The organism is Butyrivibrio sp. FCS014 (genome assembly GCF_000526935.1).
Lineage (GTDB): Bacteria > Bacillota > Clostridia > Lachnospirales > Lachnospiraceae > Butyrivibrio.
In genome coordinates, this window is record NZ_JAHA01000003.1 from 487405 (window position 1) to 509825 (window position 22421).

The 22421-nt window shown below is 42.4% G+C and carries 22 protein-coding genes; 16 read left to right on the forward strand and 6 right to left on the reverse strand.

The genetic code is table 11. The annotated features are described in order from the left end of the window. Nucleotides 1-3 precede the first annotated feature (3 nt). From T456_RS0102335 to dhaK, 15 genes are all read left to right on the forward strand, one after another. A complete protein-coding gene (locus tag T456_RS0102335) occupies nucleotides 4-1137 on the forward strand; it encodes an FtsW/RodA/SpoVE family cell cycle protein (protein ID WP_024864747.1) in 1134 nt (377 codons plus the stop codon). Between the two features lie 6 nt (nucleotides 1138-1143). Continuing rightward, nucleotides 1144-1539: a methylglyoxal synthase gene (mgsA, locus tag T456_RS0102340; protein ID WP_024864748.1), complete on the forward strand. Its 396-nt coding sequence runs from the start codon at nucleotides 1144-1146 to the stop codon at nucleotides 1537-1539. Continuing rightward, on the forward strand, nucleotides 1523-2488 hold the full coding sequence (locus T456_RS0102345; protein ID WP_024864749.1) for a D-alanyl-D-alanine carboxypeptidase family protein: 966 nt from the start codon (nucleotides 1523-1525) through the stop codon (nucleotides 2486-2488). Before mgsA ends, T456_RS0102345 begins: the two co-directional genes overlap by 17 nt. A 69-nt stretch (nucleotides 2489-2557) precedes the next feature. Continuing rightward, nucleotides 2558-2977 carry a hypothetical protein gene (locus tag T456_RS0102350; RefSeq protein WP_024864750.1) on the forward strand — a complete coding sequence of 140 codons (420 nt, stop codon included), beginning with the start codon at nucleotides 2558-2560 and terminating at the stop codon, nucleotides 2975-2977. Nucleotides 2978-3503: 526 nt separating this feature from the next. After that, entirely contained in the window at nucleotides 3504-4898 is a 1395-nt protein-coding gene (gene ltrA / locus T456_RS0102360; RefSeq protein ID WP_024864751.1) for a group II intron reverse transcriptase/maturase, read from the forward strand. A gap of 99 nt (nucleotides 4899-4997) precedes the next feature. Further along, on the forward strand, nucleotides 4998-6389 hold the full coding sequence (locus T456_RS0102365) for an HlyD family efflux transporter periplasmic adaptor subunit (RefSeq protein ID WP_024864752.1): 1392 nt from the start codon (nucleotides 4998-5000) through the stop codon (nucleotides 6387-6389). A 67-nt stretch (nucleotides 6390-6456) separates the two neighbouring features. Beyond that, nucleotides 6457-6975: a cell division protein SepF gene (locus T456_RS0102370; protein WP_024864753.1), complete on the forward strand. Its 519-nt coding sequence runs from the start codon at nucleotides 6457-6459 to the stop codon at nucleotides 6973-6975. A gap of 57 nt (nucleotides 6976-7032) precedes the next feature. Continuing rightward, nucleotides 7033-8136 carry a 3-dehydroquinate synthase gene (aroB, locus tag T456_RS0102375; RefSeq protein ID WP_024864754.1) on the forward strand — a complete coding sequence of 368 codons (1104 nt, stop codon included), beginning with the start codon at nucleotides 7033-7035 and terminating at the stop codon, nucleotides 8134-8136. A gap of 13 nt (nucleotides 8137-8149) precedes the next feature. Continuing rightward, nucleotides 8150-8692 (forward strand): signal peptidase II, encoded by a 543-nt coding sequence (lspA, locus tag T456_RS0102380; RefSeq protein ID WP_197026847.1) that lies wholly within the window; start codon nucleotides 8150-8152, stop codon nucleotides 8690-8692. Continuing rightward, a complete protein-coding gene (locus T456_RS0102385; RefSeq protein WP_024864756.1) occupies nucleotides 8692-9624 on the forward strand; it encodes an RluA family pseudouridine synthase in 933 nt (310 codons plus the stop codon). Before lspA ends, T456_RS0102385 begins: the two co-directional genes overlap by 1 nt. Nucleotides 9625-9676: 52 nt before the next feature. Continuing rightward, complete coding sequence (locus T456_RS0102390) at nucleotides 9677-10315, forward strand: cytidylate kinase-like family protein (RefSeq protein ID WP_024864757.1); 639 nt, start codon at nucleotides 9677-9679, stop codon at nucleotides 10313-10315. A gap of 204 nt (nucleotides 10316-10519) precedes the next feature. Continuing rightward, nucleotides 10520-11107 (forward strand): DUF6033 family protein, encoded by a 588-nt coding sequence (locus tag T456_RS0102395; RefSeq protein WP_024864758.1) that lies wholly within the window; start codon nucleotides 10520-10522, stop codon nucleotides 11105-11107. Between the two features lie 211 nt (nucleotides 11108-11318). Next, a complete protein-coding gene (gene dhaL, locus T456_RS0102400) occupies nucleotides 11319-11939 on the forward strand; it encodes a dihydroxyacetone kinase subunit DhaL (RefSeq protein ID WP_024864759.1) in 621 nt (206 codons plus the stop codon). 15 nt (nucleotides 11940-11954) lie between these two features. Beyond that, a complete protein-coding gene (gene dhaM, locus T456_RS0102405; RefSeq protein ID WP_024864760.1) occupies nucleotides 11955-12347 on the forward strand; it encodes a dihydroxyacetone kinase phosphoryl donor subunit DhaM in 393 nt (130 codons plus the stop codon). 22 nt (nucleotides 12348-12369) lie between these two features. Then, nucleotides 12370-13365: a dihydroxyacetone kinase subunit DhaK gene (dhaK, locus tag T456_RS0102410; protein ID WP_024864761.1), complete on the forward strand. Its 996-nt coding sequence runs from the start codon at nucleotides 12370-12372 to the stop codon at nucleotides 13363-13365. 245 nt (nucleotides 13366-13610) lie between these two features. On the opposite strand, the gene T456_RS18970 is transcribed toward dhaK, so the two are convergent. Beyond that, nucleotides 13611-14744: a D-alanyl-D-alanine carboxypeptidase family protein gene (locus tag T456_RS18970; protein WP_024864762.1), complete on the reverse strand. Its 1134-nt coding sequence runs from the start codon at nucleotides 14742-14744 to the stop codon at nucleotides 13611-13613. Between the two features lie 102 nt (nucleotides 14745-14846). Here T456_RS18970 and T456_RS0102420 point away from each other — a divergent pair, with 102 nt between their 5' ends. Next, nucleotides 14847-15935 carry a tyrosine-type recombinase/integrase gene (locus T456_RS0102420; RefSeq protein WP_024864763.1) on the forward strand — a complete coding sequence of 363 codons (1089 nt, stop codon included), beginning with the start codon at nucleotides 14847-14849 and terminating at the stop codon, nucleotides 15933-15935. 47 nt (nucleotides 15936-15982) lie between these two features. Here the strand turns inward: T456_RS0102420 and T456_RS0102425 are convergent, their stop codons facing one another. From T456_RS0102425 to T456_RS0102445, 5 genes are all read right to left on the reverse strand, one after another. Beyond that, nucleotides 15983-17506 (reverse strand): DHH family phosphoesterase, encoded by a 1524-nt coding sequence (locus tag T456_RS0102425; protein WP_024864764.1) that lies wholly within the window; start codon nucleotides 17504-17506, stop codon nucleotides 15983-15985. Between the two features lie 56 nt (nucleotides 17507-17562). After that, entirely contained in the window at nucleotides 17563-17979 is a 417-nt protein-coding gene (locus T456_RS0102430) for a LysM peptidoglycan-binding domain-containing protein (RefSeq protein WP_024864765.1), read from the reverse strand. 156 nt (nucleotides 17980-18135) lie between these two features. After that, nucleotides 18136-19797, reverse strand: a complete 1662-nt coding sequence (locus T456_RS0102435; protein ID WP_024864766.1) for a SpoIIE family protein phosphatase — start codon at nucleotides 19795-19797, stop codon at nucleotides 18136-18138. Next, complete coding sequence (locus T456_RS0102440; RefSeq protein WP_024864767.1) at nucleotides 19794-21551, reverse strand: MATE family efflux transporter; 1758 nt, start codon at nucleotides 21549-21551, stop codon at nucleotides 19794-19796. Before T456_RS0102440 ends, T456_RS0102435 begins: the two co-directional genes overlap by 4 nt. Further along, complete coding sequence (locus T456_RS0102445) at nucleotides 21548-22420, reverse strand: DUF2156 domain-containing protein (protein WP_024864768.1); 873 nt, start codon at nucleotides 22418-22420, stop codon at nucleotides 21548-21550. Before T456_RS0102445 ends, T456_RS0102440 begins: the two co-directional genes overlap by 4 nt. Nucleotide 22421 lies beyond the last annotated feature (1 nt).

The window sequence follows — 22421 nt, forward strand, 5'->3', positions numbered from 1 at the left end:
TTTATGGAGTATTTAAAGAAGTATAAGATAGTTGATTATGATTTTATGCTGGTATTAATGGTGGTGGCACTTACTGCCTTTGGTATTGTGTCCGTAAGTTCCGCTGATCCCAGCTACTTCAGGAAGCATATTATCGGCTTTGCCACTGCGCTGGGACTGATGATATTTGTTTCTCTTCTGGATTATACCTTTATTACAGGTAAACTTTATCTGATCATCTATCTTATAAACATAGTTTTATTAGGACTTGTAATGTCACCTCTTGGCAGTAATACCAACGGTGCCCAAAGGTGGATAAACATAGGCGGCTTCACATTTCAGCCCTCTGAGGCAGCCAAAATTTTATTGATTTTATTTTATGCGCAGTTTATCATGAAATATAAGGATAAAGTCAAGAATCTGGGCTTTATCATCATATGTTTGCTGTTATTGATACCACCTCTGGGCCTCATAGCAATGCAGCCCGATCTTTCCACCTGTATCATGATTGTTGTGATCTTTTCCATTATAGTTTTTGTTGCGGGGATCAACTGGAAAATTGTTGCTGCTGTACTTGGTGTGTCAATACCTGCAGTATTGTTTGTAATATACAATGCTGTACAGGGAGACAGCGGCATCCTGCATGATTATCAGCAGAGAAGAATACTTGCCTGGCTTCATCCCGAGGACTATGCCAATTCCGAGGCTTATCAGACTCTGAATTCCATGATGGCCATCGGTTCCGGCCAGCTTTACGGCAAGGGCTACAATACCAACGAGATCAGTTCCGTATTAAACGGCGGATTCATTTCCGAATCTCAGACAGACTTTATCTATACCGTTATCGGTGAAGAATTCGGATTTGTTGGAGCGTGCATTGTAGTAGCATTTATTCTTTTAATATCTGTAAGATGCTTCATGATTTCAATGAGAGCCAGGAATATGGCCGGACAGGTTATAGCTGCCGGTGTAGGTGCCTGGATAGGATTTCAGGGATTCCTTAATATGGGCGTTGCCACGGGGGTTATGCCCAATACAGGCATTCCGCTTCCTTTTGTAAGTTATGGACTTACATCACTTTGGTGTTTATATGGTGGTATAGGCTTTGTGCTTAACGTCAAGCTGCAGAGCAACAAATATAATGTTGGGAGGGTATAAGTTATAATGAACATAGCACTTATAGCACACGACGCAAAAAAGAAACTTATGCAGAACTTCTGTATAGCATATAGGGGGATTCTCAGCAAAAACGATCTTTATGCGACCGGTACGACAGGAAGACTTGTAGAAGAGGTTACCAATCTGACTGTACATAAATATCTCGCCGGACATCTTGGAGGAGCTCAGCAGCTGGGAGCTGCCATCGAACATAACGAGATTGATCTTGTTATTTTCCTCAGGGACGCACTTACAGTTAAATCTCATGAGCCAAGCGTCAACGACGTTATGACTCTTTGCGATATGCATAATATACCGGTTGCCACAAACCTTGCGTCTGCTGAACTTTTAATCAAATCACTTGACAGGGGAGATCTTGAGTGGCGTGAAATGTACAAGTAACAGACTGAAAGCTTTACCGGTCATTTTTCTTTTAATATTTTCCATAACAGGCTGCGCAGGTTTTACCTACGGAGCCCCTTATTCTGTTTCATCCTCACCGGAATCAGCAAATGAAGACAATGTATATCCTACCTTTGCCTCGGATCTGTGTGTTGTAAATTCCGATATATCCGGATCGGATTTTGGAATCACGGATACGGCCAGCGGTGGTTTATTTGATTTGACCAGAAAAGAGACTTTATATGCCAAGAATGTCAATGAGCAGGTACATCCCGCCAGTCTTACAAAGGTAATGACAGCTCTTGTTGCACTGAAAAACGGATCACTTGACCAGATTCTTGTTGCCGGAAGCGATGTATATGTCAATGAGAGCGGAGCTCAGAAAATAGGCCTGAAAGAGGGCGATAGAATGACTCTTGACCAGGCGCTTCGTATCCTTCTGGTATATTCTGCAAATGATGTGGCCAATATGATAGCTGCCAATATAGGCGGCTCTATAGAGAACTTTGTGGATATGATGAACAAGGAAGCAAAGAGCATCGGTGCTACAAATTCTCATTTTGCCAATCCTCACGGACTTACCGCAGATGACCATTATGTTACCGCATATGATATGTATCTTATCTTTAATGCGGCAATGCAATATGATACCTTTAACGAGATCATAAATACCAAGGAATATAACACCAATTACCAGAGTGCAAAGGGAGATACGGTAGATGTATCCATAAGCAGCACCAATGGATATATAAAAGGTGACCGACAGGCTCCTTCAGGAGTTACTGTTGTTGGAGGCAAAACCGGCACCACAAATGCCGCAGGTCATTGCCTTATTCTTCTTGCAAGGGATGTCAACGGAAAGCCTTATATTGCCGTTATTTTACGGGATCCCGACAATGGTGCGCTCTATGATGATATGACCGGATTGCTGTCGGAAATTGTTAATTAAGGTTGTCTTTTAAGCGGCAATAAACTATAATATTTTTATAAAAATTCTTACTTGCAGGAGGGTATGCCGATGGTTCAGTTAATTGTTGGGAAAAAGGGAAAAGGAAAGACTAAATGCCTGTTGGACAAGGTTAACACCGAGGTAAAGAACGTTCTTGGAAGTGTGGTTTTTCTTGACAAGAACACCAAGCACATGTATGAACTTAACAACAAGATCCGTTTAATTGTAGTTTCTGATTTCATGATCACAAGCCCTGATGAGTTCATTGGATTTGTCAGTGGTATCATTTCACAGGACCACGATCTCCAGCAAATGTATTTCGATAGTTTTCTCAATATTTCATGCCTTGAGGGCAAGGATATCACAGATACCATCACAAAGCTCGAGAAACTTGGCGAGAAGTTCGGTATTGAATTTGTTCTCAGCCTTTCAATGGATGAAGCTGAACTCCCTGAGAGTCTTAAATCCAAAATCGTGATCTCACTCTAATACAATAGAATATTACATATAAGCCGCGGGGCCTTCCGCGGCTTATATTCTGATGTGCGCCTAGCGGCGCACGTTTCTAACGGGTTAAAGTCCCGAATCCGCCCGGTAGTGGGAAGGATATAGCCGAAGGCAAGGGTGTCCGCCGCGAGGTGGAATCTGAAGGAAGCTGGATGTGGGGAACATACTAACCCACGGGCAAATCTCTGGTCTGACGTACAGAAATCTCATATGAGGTTATGCATGAGGGTAAGGCTGCATCACAAGTCGAAGCCCAATAACTACACGGAATCATGCATGATAAATGAGGCAGATGGATGGAGAGGAAGAAACGTGTGGTACCTAGGGAGGTCTGCGTGAAATGCTCTGAAAGGAGTAACCACCGTACAAGGAAACGAGGCGGTGCTGAACATGCAGAAGTCAGCAGAGGTCATAGTAGGGATATGGACATGGAAACATGGACATGCTGACCGAAGGACCGAATCAGTAGGAGTCTTAAGTATGACCGAGAAAGGAGGAATGACCATTTATGGCAGAAAACATTGAAAACAATGGCTGTTCGCAAAGAGATAATGCGGAACATGAAGGGTATGCGAAAGCGCGTAGGTCATTCAATCGGATATGGAAAGAAAGAGACAGTGCACAGCCGAGACTCTTGGAAGCGATACTGTATAAAGACAACTTAAACAGAGCGTATAAGAGAGTGAAGGCAAACAAGGGAGCGCCAGGGATTGATGGCATGACCATCGAAGATGCACTTCCCTATCTTAAGGAACATCAGCAGGAGCTAACTGACCGTATATATCGGGGGAAGTACACTCCGTCGCCAGTCAGGCGAGTTGAGATTCCAAAACCAGATGGTGGTGTGCGAAAGCTTGGCATACCAACAGTGATAGACCGTATACTCCAGCAGGCAATAGCCCAACAGCTTATGCCGATCTACGAGCCACAGTTTGCGGATGGAAGCTATGGTTACCGTCCAAACAGAGATGCAAAAGGAGCAATACGAAAGGTCAAAGAGTACGCAGAGCAAGGCTACACATTTGCTGTGGTTCTTGATTTATCCAAGTATTTCGATACCTTAAATCACGAAATCCTTATAAATCTTCTGCGGAAGAATGTAAAGGATGAGCGTGTGGTGCAGCTCATTAAACGCTATCTAAAGAGTGGCGTAATGGAAAATGGAGTGGTCATTGACACAGAGGAAGGCTCGCCACAAGGTGGTAATCTATCACCGCTTCTTGCGAACATCTACCTCAATGAGTTCGACCAAGAGTTTCTAAAGAGGGGTGTTCCTTGCATTAGATATGCAGATGACATCGTGCTCCTAGCTAGAAGCAAAAGGGCGTCTGAAAGACTCTTGGAAAGCAGTACGAGATATCTCGAAGAGAACATGAAACTCACGGTGAATCGGGAAAAAAGCCGTACTGTTAGTGTGTTTGCAATCCGAAATTTTAAATTCCTTGGCTTTGCATTGGGAAGGAACGGAAGTGGCATTTTTGTCAGAGTTCATCCAAAGTCATGGAAGAAGTTCAAGTCAAAACTGAAAGATTTATCTTCCCGTAAGTCTGTGCAGTCTATCAAGCCTAGCCTTGAGAAAATCAAGGTATATGCTAGAGGATGGCTCAACTACTACGGTATTGCAAGCATTAAGTGGAACGTCGATGACATCAACGGATGGCTCTATCACAGAATACGTATGTGTATATGGAAACAATGGAAGAAACCAAAGACAAAGGTACGTAATCTGATTAAGATGGGCGTGCCCGAGGACTTAGCATGGCGGGCTGGTAACAGCCGAAGAGGTCACTGGTTCACGTCGCATACTGTTGCAGTAAATATGGCAATGACAAAAGAAAGACTGATAAACAGTGGCTTTTATGATTTAGCCACAGCCTATCAGTCTGTGCACGTCAACTATTGAAAGCGCCGTATACCGAACGGTACGTACGGTGCTGTGAGAGGACGGCGGCTAGTCACCGCCTCCTACTTGATTAAGAATTTTCAAGGTTGATTATATAAGATGGCAAGTGGCAAAGACCGCAAGGTTTCCAGATATCCTTCAAATCTGAATAACATAAACATAGGAATGGTGTTTTTTGCAGTAATGGCAATCTACATCATTATTTCTGTTGTCACTTACATCAAAAAGGACCACATGGTGGGATACCAGGTAATGAATGGATCCCTTTCCTCCAATAATATCTACACAGCAGTCGCATTAAGAACGGAGGAGATCGTTACCTCCGATACCGCAGGATATGTCAATTATTTCGCCACCGAGGGCGGAAGAGTGGCTGTCGGCAATCTGGTTTATACAGTGGATGAATCAGGGCAGCTATTGGAATATCTTAAGTCCCAGGGTTCTGAAGAGGTGGCCTTAAGCGATGAGGACCTTACGGAACTTAGAACACAGATAGTTAACTTCGATAGCTCTTTTGACCGGACAAATTTCAGACCCGTGTACGACTTCAAGGTGAGCCTTGACGGAACAGTACATAAGCTTTCCAATAACAGTATCCTGAACAACATTAAGACTCTTAACGAGAACAGCGGAACCCTTCAGTCCATCAATTACAGGTATTCGGGCGGCACGGGAATAGTTGTTTATTCAACTGACGGATACGAAGATCTGACTTTGCAGCAGATGAACATGAGCCTAATGGATGAGAATGCCTATGAAAAGACTCAGCTTATCAACAACAATCTGGTTAAATCCGGTGATCCTGTCTACAAGCTCTGCACCAGTGAAGAATGGTCCGTTGTAATTAATGAGAATGACCCTGATAAAGTCAAAGTTCTGGAGGATCTTGAGTATGTAAAGGTCCGCTTTATCAAGAATCAGGATGAGTCCTGGGGTAAGGTCAGTACATTTACCAATGATGAAGGCGACACATTTGTGCAGCTGACATTTACAAACTCGATGCTCACCTTCTGCAGGGACAGATTCCTTAACATAGAACTTATAACAGAGGACGAGAAGGGACTGAAAATACCTGTTTCCTCCATTGTTTACAAGAACTTCTATCTTGTGCCCAAATCATATATCATCAAGAATAATGACGGTACCACCGGTGTCCTTCGTGTTAAATATGATGAGCAGGGCAATGAGACCTCTGAATTCGTGGATATAGAAGTTTACAGCGAGAATGAAACCGAGTATTACGTTGATGAAGAAGTCTTAAGATCCGGGGATCTTTTGATACTTACTGATTCCAACAGCAGGTTTACGGTAAGCAAGTCCGATTCCCTTATCGGTGTTTATAATATCAACAAGGGATATGCGGATTTCAGACAGATCACGGTGCTTTATCAGAATGATGAATATGCCATTGTTAAACCAAATACCAATTATGGTTTAAATGTATATGATTATATAGTTCTGGATTCCAAAACTGTAGAGCAAGATAATTGACATATAATGTAATATTAAGTTAATATTATATGAGATTTGTTGGGTAAAATTGAGGAGCGAAAATATCATGAGTATGATGGACAAATTTTTAAAAGCAATTCAGCTTAATGGGGATGGAGACGACGAATACTACGACGAAGATGATTACAAGGCTCCCGGCAAGGAAGAGGTTCTTGATAATTCCACACCGGTAGGCAAGGACGAACCTGCTATCGACGCCAGCGAAGACAAGAAAAAGCCTATTCCGAGAGTTCCAAAGGGAAACGGCAACAGAAAGTCTCTTTCCGGAATGGAAGTTTGTGTTATCAAACCTACATCCGTAGAGGACGCAAGAGAGATCACAGAGACACTTCTTGCTAACAGGACAGTGGTTCTTAACCTTGAAGGACTTGATGTTGATGTGGCACAGAGGATCATCGATTTCACATCCGGTTCCTGCTTCGCCATTTCGGGCAATCTTCAGAAGATCTCAAGATACATCTTTATTATTACACCTGCCAGCGTGGATATTTCCGGTGATTTCCAGAATATCCTCTCAGGTACTTTCGGTGGAGGAATCGCCGAGGGACCTTCGCAGATAGATTGAAAATAAGAGGCTGTTGACATTAGTCTGGTCAACAGTCTTTTCTTTGATAGGGGACATATGAATAAGAAAATTACAGTTAATTATGAAAACAAACCTTGCTATGACATTGTATTCGGAACAGATTTTAGCGATCTTGCCTCAGAGATCAAGGCTCTTGGTTTTGAGGGCAGGAAGATTGCGATCATAACCGATACCAATGTGGAAGGGCTCTACGCCGAGGAAATAATGGAGCGTCTTTCGGAAGTTTCCGACAACGTATTTACCTATGCGATTCCTGCAGGTGAGAGCAACAAAAACTTAAGTGAAATTGAGGGAATTTACGAAGCTCTGATAGAGAGGCACTTTGACAGACATGACCTTCTTGTTGCACTTGGAGGCGGAGTTGTGGGAGACATGTGCGGCTTTACGGCAGCTACATATCTTCGCGGTATCTCTTTTGTCCAGATTCCCACAACGCTTCTTGCGCAGACAGACAGCAGCGTAGGAGGCAAGACCGGAGTTGATTTTAACGGCATAAAGAACATGGTAGGTGCCTTCTATATGCCAAAGCTTGTTTACATCAATGTATCCGTTCTGTCATCCCTTGACGGAAGGCAGTATGCATCAGGCTTTGCGGAGGTTATGAAGCACGGTCTTATAAAGGATCAGAATTTCTACACCTGGCTTATAGAGAACATGTACGAAATCACAGACAGGGACCCTGAAGTGGTTCTTGAAATGGTTGAAAGAAGCTGCGATATTAAGCGTATGGTTGTGGAGAAGGATCCCACCGAGAAGAAGGACAGAGCACTTCTTAATTTCGGACATACTCTCGGACATGCCATTGAAAAGGCCAAGAATTTCGAGATGATGCACGGCGAATGCGTTGCTCTTGGCTGCGTTGCAGCTGCTTTTATCTCCTGGAAAAGAGACCTCATTTCCATGGAAGAGTACTATGAAATCAGGGATATGTTCGTTCCTTTCGGACTTCCCATTTCCGTGGAAGATATCGATAAAAACGAAGTTCTTGAGCTTACAAAGTCCGATAAGAAAGCCGATTCCGACAAGGTGAAATTCATCCTTCTTAAGTCCATCGGAAAGGCATTTATTGATGATACCGTTACAAGAGATGAGATGGACAAGGCTCTTGATGAGATCATCTATATAGAGAATAACGATTGATACTGAGGTTTTTATGAATACAAAAATGTCAAAAAAGAAAAAGATATTTCTTTTGGTGGATATTCTGCTGATCATTGCTCTTGTGGCTCTTGACCAGTTCACCAAATACCTGGCTGTTGAGAATCTTCAGGACAAGCCGCCTTTTAAGATCATAGACGGAGTTCTGGAGCTGAATTTCCTTAAGAACAGTGGTGCGGCTTTCGGAATGCTGCAGAATCAGAAGGTCTTCTTTATACTTGTGGCAGTTCTTATCATCTTTATCATTGCCTATGTGCTTTTCAGAATGCCTGATGACAAGAAGTACAATATAATGCATATTCTTCTGGTACTCATAGCCAGCGGCGCCGCAGGAAATATGATAGACAGAGTACGTCAAGACTACGTGGTTGATTTTATTTACTTTGTAATAATCAATTTCCCCATATTCAATGTGGCGGATATATATGTAACGGTTTCAACGTTCCTTTTTGTTATCCTTTTCCTGTTCTACTATAAGGAAAATGACTTCAATTTCTTGAGCTTCAGACAGCAGAAGAAATTCAGGGAAATCAAGTGATGGAAAAAGAGAGCACTATCTTTGAATTTACAGTTTCAGATGAATATGACGGTTTCAGGATCGATAAGCTTTTAAGTGAGCTTATCGATTCTGTTTCAAGAAGCTATATCAAAAAGCTGATCGATGACGGCAAGGTTACCTGCAACGGCAAGAGCGTCAAGGCCAGCTTATCCGTCAAGGAAAATGACAGGATATCGCTGGAGATTCCTCCCGTGGAAGCTCCGGAGATCCTGGCTCAGGATATTCCTTTGGATATTCTCTATGAGGACAACGATGTCCTTGTGGTAAATAAGCCCAAGGATATGGTTGTACACCCCTCAGCCGGGCATTATTCCGATACTCTAGTAAATGGGATAATGTATCATTGCAAAGACAATCTCTCAGGTATAAACGGCGTAATGCGCCCCGGTATTGTTCACAGAATAGATAAAGACACAACGGGCTCGGTCATTATCTGTAAAAATGATAAAGCACATCAGAATATTGCGGATCAGCTCAAAGAACATTCCATAAACAGGGTATATTACGCAATTTGTCACGGAGTGATAAAAGAAGATGAGGGTGATGTAGATGCTCCCATCGGTCGAAGCGCCAATGATCGTAAGAAAATGGCTGTTGTCAAAACCGGAGGAAAGAATGCATTTACCCATTATAAAGTGTTACAGCGCTTTCCTGTTGATGGATTCACTCTCATTGAATGCAGACTTAAGACCGGCAGAACACACCAGATAAGGGTACATATGGCCCATATCGGGCATCCTCTTTTGGGAGATGAGGTGTATGGTCCTTCGAAAAAGAGCCGTTTTAAAACAAACGGACAATGTCTGCATGCAAAGACTCTCGGATTTATCCATCCTACAACCGGTGAGTATGTAGAAGTAGATGCACCTTTGCCGGAATATTTTTTACATTTGATTGAGATACTCAAATAGTTTACAATATAATTAAGACCAAGAAGTATTACATCTGTAAAGGGGTGAGCGTATGAACACTATCGTTACAATCGGCCGTCAGTTCGGCTCAGGTGGAAGAGAAATAGGGGAGAAGGTAGCTGAGCATTTTGGAATCAAATGCTACGACAAGGAGCTTCTTTCAAGAGCTGCCAAGGAAAGCGGCTTCTGCGAGGAGATGATCCAGAACCACGACGAGAGACCCACCAATTCATTTCTCTACAATCTGGTAATGGATACATATTCCTTCGGTTATAATGCATCCAGCTTTGTTGATATGCCAATAAGCCATAAGGTTTTCCTTGCTCAGTTTGATACAATTAAGAAAATTGCTCAGGAAGGCCCCTGCGTTATCGTAGGAAGATGCGCTGACTACGCTCTTACGGATTTTGATAATGTGATCAATCTCTTTATCTACGGCAATGAAGAGTGCAAGATAAAGAGGATCAAAGAGAGATTTGACGATGTCAAGACCGATGATCAGGCCAAAGACATGATGAACAAGAAGGACAAGCAGCGTCAGAGCTACTACAATTACTATTCCTCCAAGAAATGGGGAAGAGCTGACAGCTACGACCTTTGCATCAATTCAAGTGTTCTTGGAATTGACGGAACAGTTAAATTCATCCTTCAGTATATCGAGGATTTTGAGAAAGCAAGAGGAATACAGTGATTATGTAATTTACTTCCAGAGAGACATTTGTCTTTCTGGAAGTTTTTTTCATTTTGGACTAAATTTAATACATATTTAATAATGTTATAAAATAGTGGGTGTTATACTAAAATCCACAACAAGTATAAAACCTGGAGAAGCATAAGTTTTTATAATTTTTGCCGCAGAATGGATTCTGTGTGTAGTATTCAAGGAGGAACGCATATGGCAACTAATATCAACGCCGGCATTAACCAGTATAACAATGTCCGGCAGGCCGGCAGCATGAAGAGTGCCACCGGTGCTGGCAATGCCAGAGGGCCTTCGAAAGCAAAGGCACCGCAGCAAAAACAGGTAACCGATAAACTCTTTGGAGAGAGTGCAAAATTCGAACTTTCACCGGAAGTTGAGAAATACGGGAAAGTGGTAGATCTTTTGCAAAAGAAATATGATAATGCCGAAGTATTCGTGGCAGGCCCGGGAGATGATCTTTCACAGATCGGCGGCGACCTGGAATACAGCATTATCCTATCGGAGGATGAGCTGAATCTTTTGGCCTCCGAGGATCCCAAAGACAAGGAAGCAAAGGATAAGCTTCTTGGCCAGATTGATGATGCAATGAAGACAATCAGTGATATGAGCGAGAAGATCGGTGAAAGCACCGGGGATGAAGATGAGATCTCGAACTTCGGCATTACAATCGGAAAAGACGGCAAAATGAATTTCTTTGCGGATATCAACGGCAATTCTCATAAGGCAGATTCACTGGATGGCATTATCCAGAGCCTTGCAGCCGCAAAAAGTCAGGGATAATATCTAATATCAAAAACATTATATACGGAATACAGATAAGAAGCGGGTTTCACGACCTGCTTCTTTTATTGTGATATAAATACAAGAATTACCATTTAATTAACTGCTTAATTAGTAATTAATGCTATTATAAATATAGATTTTCTCTTAATATTTGTTATAATAGTCTATACAGATATAAATTTTTTCTAAACAGGAGGGCAAATTGCATATGTCAACAAGAGTTTACGATTGTTTGAAAGCTATAGGTGAGAAGATCATTGAGAATAAAGACTTTCTTACAGAACTGGACAGGGAGATCGGAGATGCCGATCACGGAGTAAACATGGCAAGAGGTTTTCAGTCTGTTATAGAAAAGGTTTCTCAGGATGATCCCGACATCGGAGCAGCTCTTAAAAAGACCGGCATGACTCTTTTGTCTACAGTGGGCGGAGCCTCAGGCCCTCTTTACGGTACAGCATATATGGAAGCCGCAAAGGTTTTTGCAGATAAACAGACTGTTACTGCCGAAGATTTCAAGGCAGCTCTTGAAGCCGCTATTGCAGGTATCCAGAAGAGAGGAAAGGCCGAAAAGGGAGAGAAGACCATGCTTGATTCGCTTCTTCCTGCTCTGGACGCATATTCAGAGAAGATTGCTGCAGGCGGAAGTATTGTAGATGGACTTGATGCAGCCTGCGCAGCAGCAAGGGAAGGTATTGAATTTACCAAGACAATAGCTGCAACCAAGGGACGAGCAAGCTACCTTGGAGACCGCAGTATCGGTCATCAGGATCCGGGTGCTACTTCAGCAACCATGACCCTTGAAGTAATCAGAGATTTTTTAAAAGGCTAAAACGGGGGATTGTATATGGTAGGAGTTGTAATTGTTTCCCACAGTTGGAAAATTGCTGATGGCATCAAAGATCTTACAGACCAGGTTGCGGCACAGGTACCTAACATTATTGCCTGTGGCGGAATGGAAGATAAGGAGATAGGAACCGACGCTATCCGTATCGAGGAGGCTATCGTAAAAGCAAATCAGGGAGATGGAGTTGTTGTACTTGCGGATCTTGGAAGCGGAGTAATGAGTGCGGAGACAGCCAAGGATCTTCTTGAGGATGAGAATATTGACATCAGAATAGCAGATGCTCCTCTTGTTGAAGGTGCAATCGCAGCAGCTGTTGCAGCAGCCTGCGGACTTGATATCGATAAGGTACAAGCAGCCGCCGAGCAAGCGCGGACTGTAAACAAAATAAACTAATAACATTATAAGGAGGCGGAACATGAAGAAACTAATCAATGGGGTCGACAACATCGTTGACGAGATGCTGGATGGTATGATCGCAGCTTATCCTAAGTATCTTAAGAGACTCGATGGCTTTGATGTTGTTGTAAGAGCCGGCGGCTCAGACGGCAAAGTTGCTCTTGTTTCCGGTGGTGGATCAGGTCATGAGCCTGCACACGGCGGATTCGTTGGCAAGGGAATGCTGGATGGCGCTATCGCAGGTGCTGTATTCACATCACCTACACCCGATCAGATCTTTGAGGCTATCAAAGCTGCTAACGGTGGAAAGGGTGTTCTCCTTGTTATCAAGAACTATACCGGTGATGTTATGAACTTTGAAATGGCTGCTGATATGGCCAGAGATGAGGGCATCGAGGTAGATCAGGTTATTACAGCCGATGACGTTGCTGTTGAGAATTCAACCTGGACAACAGGAAGAAGAGGAATCGCAGGAACAATCTTTGTACACAAACTGGCAGGCGCTTGTGCTGAGGCAGGCGGAGACCTTGCTGAGGTTAAGAGAATTGCCGAGAAGGTTATCGCTAATGTTCGTTCAATGGGTATGGCAGTTGATGCCTGCACAGTTCCCGCAGCAGGAAAGCCCAGCTTTGATCTTGCAGAAGATGAGATCGAGATCGGTATCGGTATCCATGGCGAGCCCGGTGTAAACCGTGAGAAGATCGGTTCTGTAAATGATATTGCTGATAAGCTTCTTGCTAAGATTTTTGCAGAAGGCATCTATAATGCAGGAGATGAGGTTGCTGTTATGGTTAATGGCATGGGCGGAACTCCTCTTATGGAGCTGTTTGTAGCCAACAAGCACATCTCTGAAGTCCTTGCAGGCAAGAATATCAACGTATATAAGACTCTTGTAGGCAACTACATGACCTCCCTTGATATGGAAGGATTCTCCATCACACTTCTTAAGGTTGATGATGAGCTCAAGAAGTTCCTTGATGCTCCCGCTGATACACCTGCATTTGTTCAGGTATGATAAGTAGTAAAACCAAATAATATTTCTTTTCCATATTTAAACTCCTCCGAAGCCTTCTTCCGGGCTTTTCGGGGGAGTTTTTCATTTAATTTCATTTAATAGACTTAATAGACTTAATAGGGTCACACATACAACTATTCGCAAAACACAGGTTTAACGAATAGTTAAACCTGCGTTTTGCGAATTCATATGTATTTACTCCGTACGGTTTAACTGATTCGTTAAACCTGGAAATATTCTATATATTAGCTCGTGTACGTTTCGTAGATGTCTACATGATCGTAAATGCATCTCCAGGAGCTCCAGGCGTCTGCTGTTACGCAGATATAATGTGATCCGTCGTTTGAAACCTGGTAACTTGCTCCGCAGCATCCTGACTGATTTACAAAACCCGTTTTAGCTCCAACAACTTCACCGTGAGTATCTTTATCCTCAATTCTTCTAAGAAACCAGTTTGAAATCTGGATTCCTTCCGGATGCTGAGCTGTTGATGTTGTAAGGTATGTTCTTGCGTTTAAAACCTCGTGACACAGCTTGTTTTCTTCGGCTGCCTTCAGTATCATGGCCATATCCATCAATGTACAGTAATGATCCTTGTCGTAAACACCCACACAATTGGTAAAATGCGCTGTATCTGAAAGTCCGAGTTCTTCGAGTTTTTCATTCATAAGCTCTACAAAAGCTTCCTGTGAACCGGCAACATATTCAGCAAGGCATAATGCCGCATCAGCTCCTGACGGAAGGATTGTTCCGTAAAGAAGATCTCTTATGGTAACAGTTTCTCCAACTTCAAATCCCACCTGGCTGCAATCGTTGGAAAATACGTAGTCTCCTATTTCTCTGGTCATTGTGAAAGTATTATCAATGTCATCAAGATGCTCCACAGCCACCAATAATGTAAGGATTTTGGTCATTGAGGCCGGATTTATTCTCACATTTCCATCTTTTGACGCAACAACCTTGCCGGTATCCAAATTAATTAGTAGACCGTAATTACTTTTCACATTATCGCTTGAGATATATGCGGTATTACTGTCCTGCTCAACGATATAACCATCAAAAAAGCTGGCTGATTCATCGGATCTATCCTGATATTTGCTGATCTGGGACAGATCGACATCATTCACGATGGTATCAACTATTTCTATCTGCTGAGGTACCTCTTCAATGGTAACTTCAGTAGAGGCTTCATCAAGCTTAGAATTTCTTGATTTGCTGATTCCGTGAATAATAAAGACAGTTCCCACTGTAACCGCCAAAAGCACGGTTGCAAGCGAACTTAGATGAATGATTATTTCCTTTTTTCTTCTGGATCTATATTCTGACGCAGTAAGTCTTTTACCGTCCTTCCTGCGATAATTAGCTCTTGAATTCCCCAACTTTGAATCTCCCGTAAAAAAAATATGCATTGTTATCTTACCATTTTTTTAAAGGGTACATCAAGGTTAAAACAATACAATATTTAGTGGTATAATATGTACATGCAGACCAATGGAAATGACGCAAAATATTATAACGAACAGGACAGAATAAATACCCTTAAGATGCGTGAAGTCTTAAGCTGCCTTCCCTCTTTTTGTAAGCAGTATTTCAGAGGAATTGAGCCTACTACCTCAGCCAGGACAAGACTTGGCTACGCATACGATCTGAGGGTGTTTTTTGAGTACCTTCATAATGTGAATCCTTCTCTTAAGAATATTGAAGTTAAGAATTTCAAGCTGGATGTTCTTGAGATGATCGAGCGCGAGGATATTGAGGAATATCTTGAGTATCTCTCACTTTATGAGAAGCAGGAAAAAGAAACAACGAAGGAAAGGACCAATACAGAACAGGGTAAAAAACGTAAAATGTCAGCCCTTCGTTCCATGTTTTCCTACTTTTATAAGGCCGAGCTTATCAGTAAGAACACTCCCGAGCTTGTGAACATGCCCAAACTGCACGAACACGAGATCATAAGACTTGAGCCAAACGAGGTAGCTATACTTCTTGATCAGGTTGAAGCCGGTGAAAAGCTCACTAAATCACAGCTTAAATATCATGAGAAGACCAAAGTAAGGGACGTAGCTCTTCTTACTCTCCTTTTAGGCACCGGAATCCGTGTTTCGGAATGTGTTGGCATAGATATCGAAGATATAGATTACGATACCAACGGACTGAATATTCACAGAAAAGGCGGCTATAATACAATTGTTTACTTCCCTGATGAAGTAAGACAAGCTCTTCTTGATTATTATGAGGAAAGAAAAACCATAATACCCGTAGAAGGCAATGAAAACGCCTTTTTCCTGTCTCTTCAGAATAAGAGGATATCTGTAAGAGCCGTTGAAAAACTGGTGAAAAAATACGCCAGAAACGTCACTACACTTAAGAAGATAACTCCCCATAAGCTTCGCAGCACCTTTGGTACCAATCTTTATAAGGAATCCGGAGACATTTACCTTGTTGCGGATGTTCTTGGCCACAAGGATGTTAATACTACAAGAAAGCATTATGCCGCTCAGGATGACGAAAACCGTCGCAGAGCTGCCAGAATGGTCAAATTAAGAGAAGACATTGATGATAACAAATAAAAAAGCGCCGGCTGCAAAGATGCAGTCGGCGTATTATTGTGCCAAAATTACACTATCGTATAGGTCTTTTTAAATATCTTCTTTTCTATGATGAATACGTTATTGGGATCATCTACGCTGACACATAGAAAATCTCCGCTTCTTCCAATCATATAATTCTCGCTGTCCCAGTACGGGAAGACTTTCGTGGTCCTTGTCAGCTTCCTGGCATAAACGTTCATGTCTCCCGTTGATATACAGCCTTTGACATTCTTCATAAGTGAATAGGTCTTGCCGTTATCGGCATCCTTTATAGTAGGCGTATAGTCCAGGTTCAATGAAAACTTCTTGCCGGTCTTGATGTAAGCACTCTTGAATTCCTCATCAGTAATGGCTGATACATCGCCCTTTATGCCGATAATAAGAACTGTATTGCTCTTTATCTCCAGATTGTTGTCCCCGGAAAGGGTTCTGACTATGGCCATATTCCCTTCAGGAACAAGATCCTGAGGCCTTACATAACCAACTACAAGAGGACTCTTCACATATTTGGTCATGTCAGATAAATCTATTTTGGTCTTCCTGGCATAGATAATGTCTGAATTTTCAAAGTAATCCTTCATCCTCATCCTAATAATATTGGATGTGGAATACTTGGCAGATTCATCATCTATTTCCGTATAGGAGGGATAAACCTTCTTTAAAAGCTCTGTCTTAATTATTCCGCCGGCCTTTTCCTTGTGACCGCCGCCTGATCCTATCTTATTGGCAATAAATGAAGCAAGTTCATCAGCTTTGGTCTCTGATACGCAGCTCCTAACGGAGAATTTAACGCCAAAATTCAGCTTGCTGTAAACAAGGCAGACATCTACGGAATCTACGGCAACTATAAAATCACCGATAAGTCCCAGAATATTGGGATCGCAGGGATCGGACTTAAGTATCGCATAGTTATTGTCCTTGTGATACTCAACTCCAAGCATAGCTACACCGGCTATTCTGGCTTCCTTAAGAGTCAGGTTCATATTCTTAAGTCTTAGTATCAGGGCATGGTCATAATCAAGATCCTCGATCATATCCCTGTCCAGAGGGTGCGAAATCTCGGAAAAAGCATTGGTATCGGAATATAATCCATAGTAAAGCGCTGTAGCAATCTTCTTATCAATAAAATCAGCTTCATTTTCTATCTTAAGAAGATTCCATATAACAGTACAGCAGCTTCCAAGGTTACTTCTTACTTCGTTGAGTTTAGGGAGGTTACCGGATACCTGGTGATGATCTATTACGGCGACTTCTGTGGCATTGAACTTACGTACATTGCCTTCTCCGTACTGACAATCGGTCAAAAGAAGCAGCTCGGGCTTTGAACGCAGCTTCTCAACATATTCGATCTCTATCCCAAGCTTCTTTATAAGATAAACAAGATTGCTCTTACTGATCTCAAAATTACCGGAATAAATGAATCTGACCTTAACACCATGCTTCTCAAAATATCTATACAAAACATATCCTGAGCAGATAGCATCTGCATCAGGATTATCATGGCACTGTATGGTGATTGATTTGTGATCCAATAAACTGGAAAGCTTCATAAAAAAATCTCCCTGCGAGTTTATTATAGCTTAACAGCAGGGAGATTTTAAGTGTTTTATTTGAATTCAGATGAATAATAAGGAACAATAAGGGCTTCACCGGCCTTGAGATCATCTCTGTCAAATATTCCGTTGATATTGCAAATCTCATTGATATAGGAATTCATATCATGGTAATGCTCATCGGAATAATTGGCCTGTGCGATGTTCCACATAGTATCATCGGCGTGAACTGTAATTGTCTTATAGTACTTGTATTCAAAGGTAGCATCATCAGCCTGAGCATTTATAAGCAAAGATGATGCTGCAAAAACACCGCCAAATACAATAAAAGCAGCGATCAGGCTTACCAGAAGAAGCTGTCTTCTGTAAATCTTCTGCCTTCTGATCTTATTCCTGCGAATACGAATCTCACTCTCGCTGAAATATCTGGGATTGTTGTATAAACTTGCTGCTCTCATTGCCTCGCTCATATCCATACCTCACAGAAAAGCCAAACAAATGTTACGAACAACTGTTCTGAAATTATATTAACAAACGTCTGTTCTGTTGTCAATAAATTTCGAACATATTTTCCGAACAAATATTCGTGACGCTTTCTTATAAAGATATGTATATGTAAAGCTTATTTATTCTGATTTATACTTGAGGCACAGCATCGTGATGTCATCAAACTGAGGCGCATCGCCAACAAAGGCATCGATGTCATTCTTAACATTCTTGATTATATCTTCTACATTCGCATCCGGATCCTTATTAAGGGCAGCCAGGAGTCTGTCATTTCCAAAGAGCTCATCGTTCTTGTTGGTTGCTTCCGTAACGCCGTCTGTATAGCACATAAGCGTATCTCCGGGATGAAGCTCAAATTCATGCTCTCTGAACCGCATTCCCTCCATGGTAGCAACAGCCGGTGAATGCTTGTACACAACAAGCTCAAAGCTTCCGTCAGCTCTTCTGAGCGCAGGATGCTCGTGGCCTGCGTTTGCCGCAATTCCTTTTCCTGTTCTTATATCAAGAATTGCAAGCCAGACGGTTACGAAAAGCTCAGCCTCGTTGCCTTCACAAAGCTGTTCGTTGGCATAGCTCAATATTTCCGAAGGAGTACCTCCCGTAATAGCTCTGTTCTTGATAAGAGTTTTCGCAATGACCATGAAAAGAGCTGCCGGAACACCTTTACCCGAAACATCAGCCACTACCAGTCCAAGATGATCATTGTCAACCATAAAGAAATCATAGAAGTCTCCACCCACTTCCTTGGCAGGATCCATGGAGGCATACAGATCAAAGGAATCGATATCAGGGAACGGCGGGAAGATCCTGGGAAGCATATCGGCCTGGATCTGGGTAGCAACATTAAGCTCAGCGCCAATCCTCTCCTTCTCGGCTGTGATACTGGTGATATCGTTGATATAGGTCTCAATGTCTTTTTCCATCTGTTTCATGGCATCAGACAGGTTTTCTATCTCGTCACCGGTATGAATCTCAAGCTTTTCGAATACATTCTTGTTCTCGGATTCCGTATAGCTTAATGCTGCATCTGAAAGTGAATTGATGGGCTTAACAACAGTTCTTCTTATGAAGTGTATGTAGATCAGACTGAATACCAGAACAATAATAACGGTTGTTCCAAGAAGAATTGCTGCAAATGCGGCAACTATAGCCTTAACATCATTCATTGAGATGTCAACAAAGCTGTAGGCAAACACGTTTCCGTCGTCATCATATATGGGAGCTCCTGCTGATACCAGCCACCCGTATTCCTGGGTATTGGTTATATATGCGGGAAAACCGGTATCGGGATTATCCAGAATGAACATATTGCTTTCGTACAGATCATCAAAATCACCGGGAACACAGGGGTCACCTGAACCGTCAGCTATATATATGGTCTTCAGCACGTCGGCGTCCACATAGATAAGATAGACCGATTCCACATCGTTTTTGATCCTGATAGTATCCAGCTGATATAAGAGTTCCTTATAATCAGGATCCTCCAAAAGAGCCGAGAAGTTGGAAATATATGCCTCATATCCGGCATCATCCATATCTTTTTTATAGGAAACAGCAAAAATGTCTGCCACTTTCTCTTTTAACCGCAGGGCTGCATTCCTTGTAATTGCCACACTTACGGTCTCAGCTAGATTAGTGACATTCTTCTCATACTCCGCATTGATTGTCTTATCAAAAATGATCTTTGCAATGGATCCTTCTATGGCACTTAAAAGGACCACCATGATGAGAATAGAAATAACAGTTTTAAAACCTAATGATAACTTTTTTACCTTCTTCATATTTTCACCACCATTGTATTGAATCCTTGATATCTCCTATAGTAAAAGGACTTTGCCTTTTGCTTTATAACATCCATGCCAAGGGCATTGAAATCCGTCTCAGAATCTTCATCGTCATTAACAACAGCTTTTTCCATACTAAAAGGGTCGAAGGTTGTTGCATTGTCCCTTATATGAAGCGAGAACTCACCTTTATCCGATGCGACCACCGTAAGCTGTATCTCCCCGGGTACAGGCATTTTCTGAGAAAATCCTTTTGCCATAATGGCTGAGCACATCTCTTCCACAGTCATCTGTACATAATATTGCTGTTTGACATTGGCATCCCACTTCTCGCAAAAGCCGTCTATCTGCTCGGTAACCGTGCCGATTTTCTCAGGTTCGTTAAATAGTGTTGCTGTAAATATTCTCTCCGGCTCAAGACGCTTTGTCTTTTTCATGATAAAAGAGATATAAATTAATATGATCAGGAACGATACGCACTCGGTGATCGGGTATACAAACCAGAAAGCGTCTCTTCCGATGGCAATACAAATAAAAGTAACAGGAAGAATTATGGCAACGCCTCTTAAGGTAGAGAGTATAAATGCCGGTACAAATATGCTCCTTGATGTATAGTAATTTGCAATGACCATGTTCAGCCCCACAAATATGATGCACAGACTGAATATCCTTATGGCAAATGTGCCCATTGCAATGGCATAATTCAGCTGGATTCCGAACAGCCGGCAGATCCACGGTGCCAGTATCCAAATCAGAGCTGTATAAAATATAGCATTTCCTGCAGCGATAACTCCTGCCCTTGCCTGCATTCCGTCACACTCGCTGTAGTTGCATTCTCCTTCATAAGTGCTGAGAATGGGCTGCGTTGCCTGATTAAGTGCTCCGAATATATAGATCATCAGATTGCTCAGATTCTGAATGATATCAAATATAGCAACACCTGTTTCTCCAGCAAGCCTTACCATGGCGTTGTTTCCGATCCATATGAAGGCGAAGGAATAAATATAGCTGATACAGGATGATATTCCCGTTTTAAAGCTCTTTCCAATATCGAAGAATCCGGGTCTGAAGGGGAAAAACCTTAGATGAGATTTCTTTTGCAAAAGAAATACGAACTGTACGCAGCTTGTCAGCACAACTCCGATAAAAGTCGCCAGGCCAGCTCCGAAAACGCCCATGTTTAGGAAAAGGACCAGTATTATATTCAGGGAAAAATCGGTGATATTTCCAATTGTGGAACATATCGATGCCTCTTTTTCCATATCATCGTTTCTAAGATAGTAACCAAGGCTGTAGTCAAAAAAGAAAAACGGTGCCGCGGTTAGAATGAGCTGTAGATAGGTCCTTGCGGCTTCCTTTAGGAAATCTCCCGAGGCCTTGGCTCCCAGGATAAAGAGCACGTCATCGATAAAAATATTCCCAAGGACCGCTATTGCTATGCTTATGACCATAAGCACGGCGAAAACTCCCTGGAAGGATTTCACAGCCTTTTCTTCGTCGCCTTCCGCCATCCTTCTTGCGTACATGATGGATCCGCCCATTCCAAAGGAGTGCATGATCACATTAAAAAACATGTACACGGGAATGGAAAAAGCTATGGCAGCAAGGCCAAGCGTTCCCATTCTGTTTCCCACAACCAGCGCATCCGCCATATCGGCGATGGCAAAAACGATCGCGGAAATGATCGCAGGAATATACTGCCTTACAAACATCTGCCTTGTGAAGTTTGAAACTTTACCCTTTATTATCATCGCAAGCAACCTGTATACATATCGAGCATTCTGACGGGCCTCATAAGCTCTTTTGCCCGCCGAAGCCCCTCAACCCCAAGGTCTTCTTCCCAGTTAAAAAATCTTACGTTTTCTGCGTGAGACTTTGCATATTCCTGCCTTAGATAATAGGACAGGCCCTGAACATTCTCCTTGCACTTCTGAAGGCAACAGTCAACCAGCTCCTCATCCAGCGCAAATCCGGCTATTACCGCATAGGGCTCATCATCCATGATTATGGCTATTCCCTTAAGGTCAAGCTCATCCATGTGACTTATGATGGTGGTAGTGGCCGATCTGTCTATTACTTCTTCATAATTTCTCTTGTTTTTGTCCCAGGTCCTCGTAATATCCAAAAGCTCATCTTTGGAAATGGAATGTATGTCTACCGTCCTTAGCTCATGTCCCTTAACAAACTTGTTCACGTGCCCTCTGTCCTTGGCAAAATGCTTTCCGGGAAGGCTCTCCATGATCTGTCTGTCCATGATATATTCGCTGTTATCGGGAGCAGGGATTATCTCAAACTTCCCGGGGAAATATTTCTCGAGAAAAGAAACATCACCTTCCGTTACGTACTCAAAAACCAGCCTTTCCCCCGTTGAAATGAGCCTTTCAATAAACTCTTTTTTGGCCTCATCACTTCCTACGGGAAAGAACCAGAATCTGTCCTCCTGGGTGGATTTGACGGCGTAAATATCATTTCCTGTGTATATGGAAAGTTCCATGTCCTTTTTCCAGATAAAAAGAGATTTGAAGGAGTGAGCCGCATCATGGGCGGAATACTTATAATAAATCTCTCCCACAATGTCAGCCTGACTTAAGTCAATCTCCGCTGTTTCTATATGTGACATA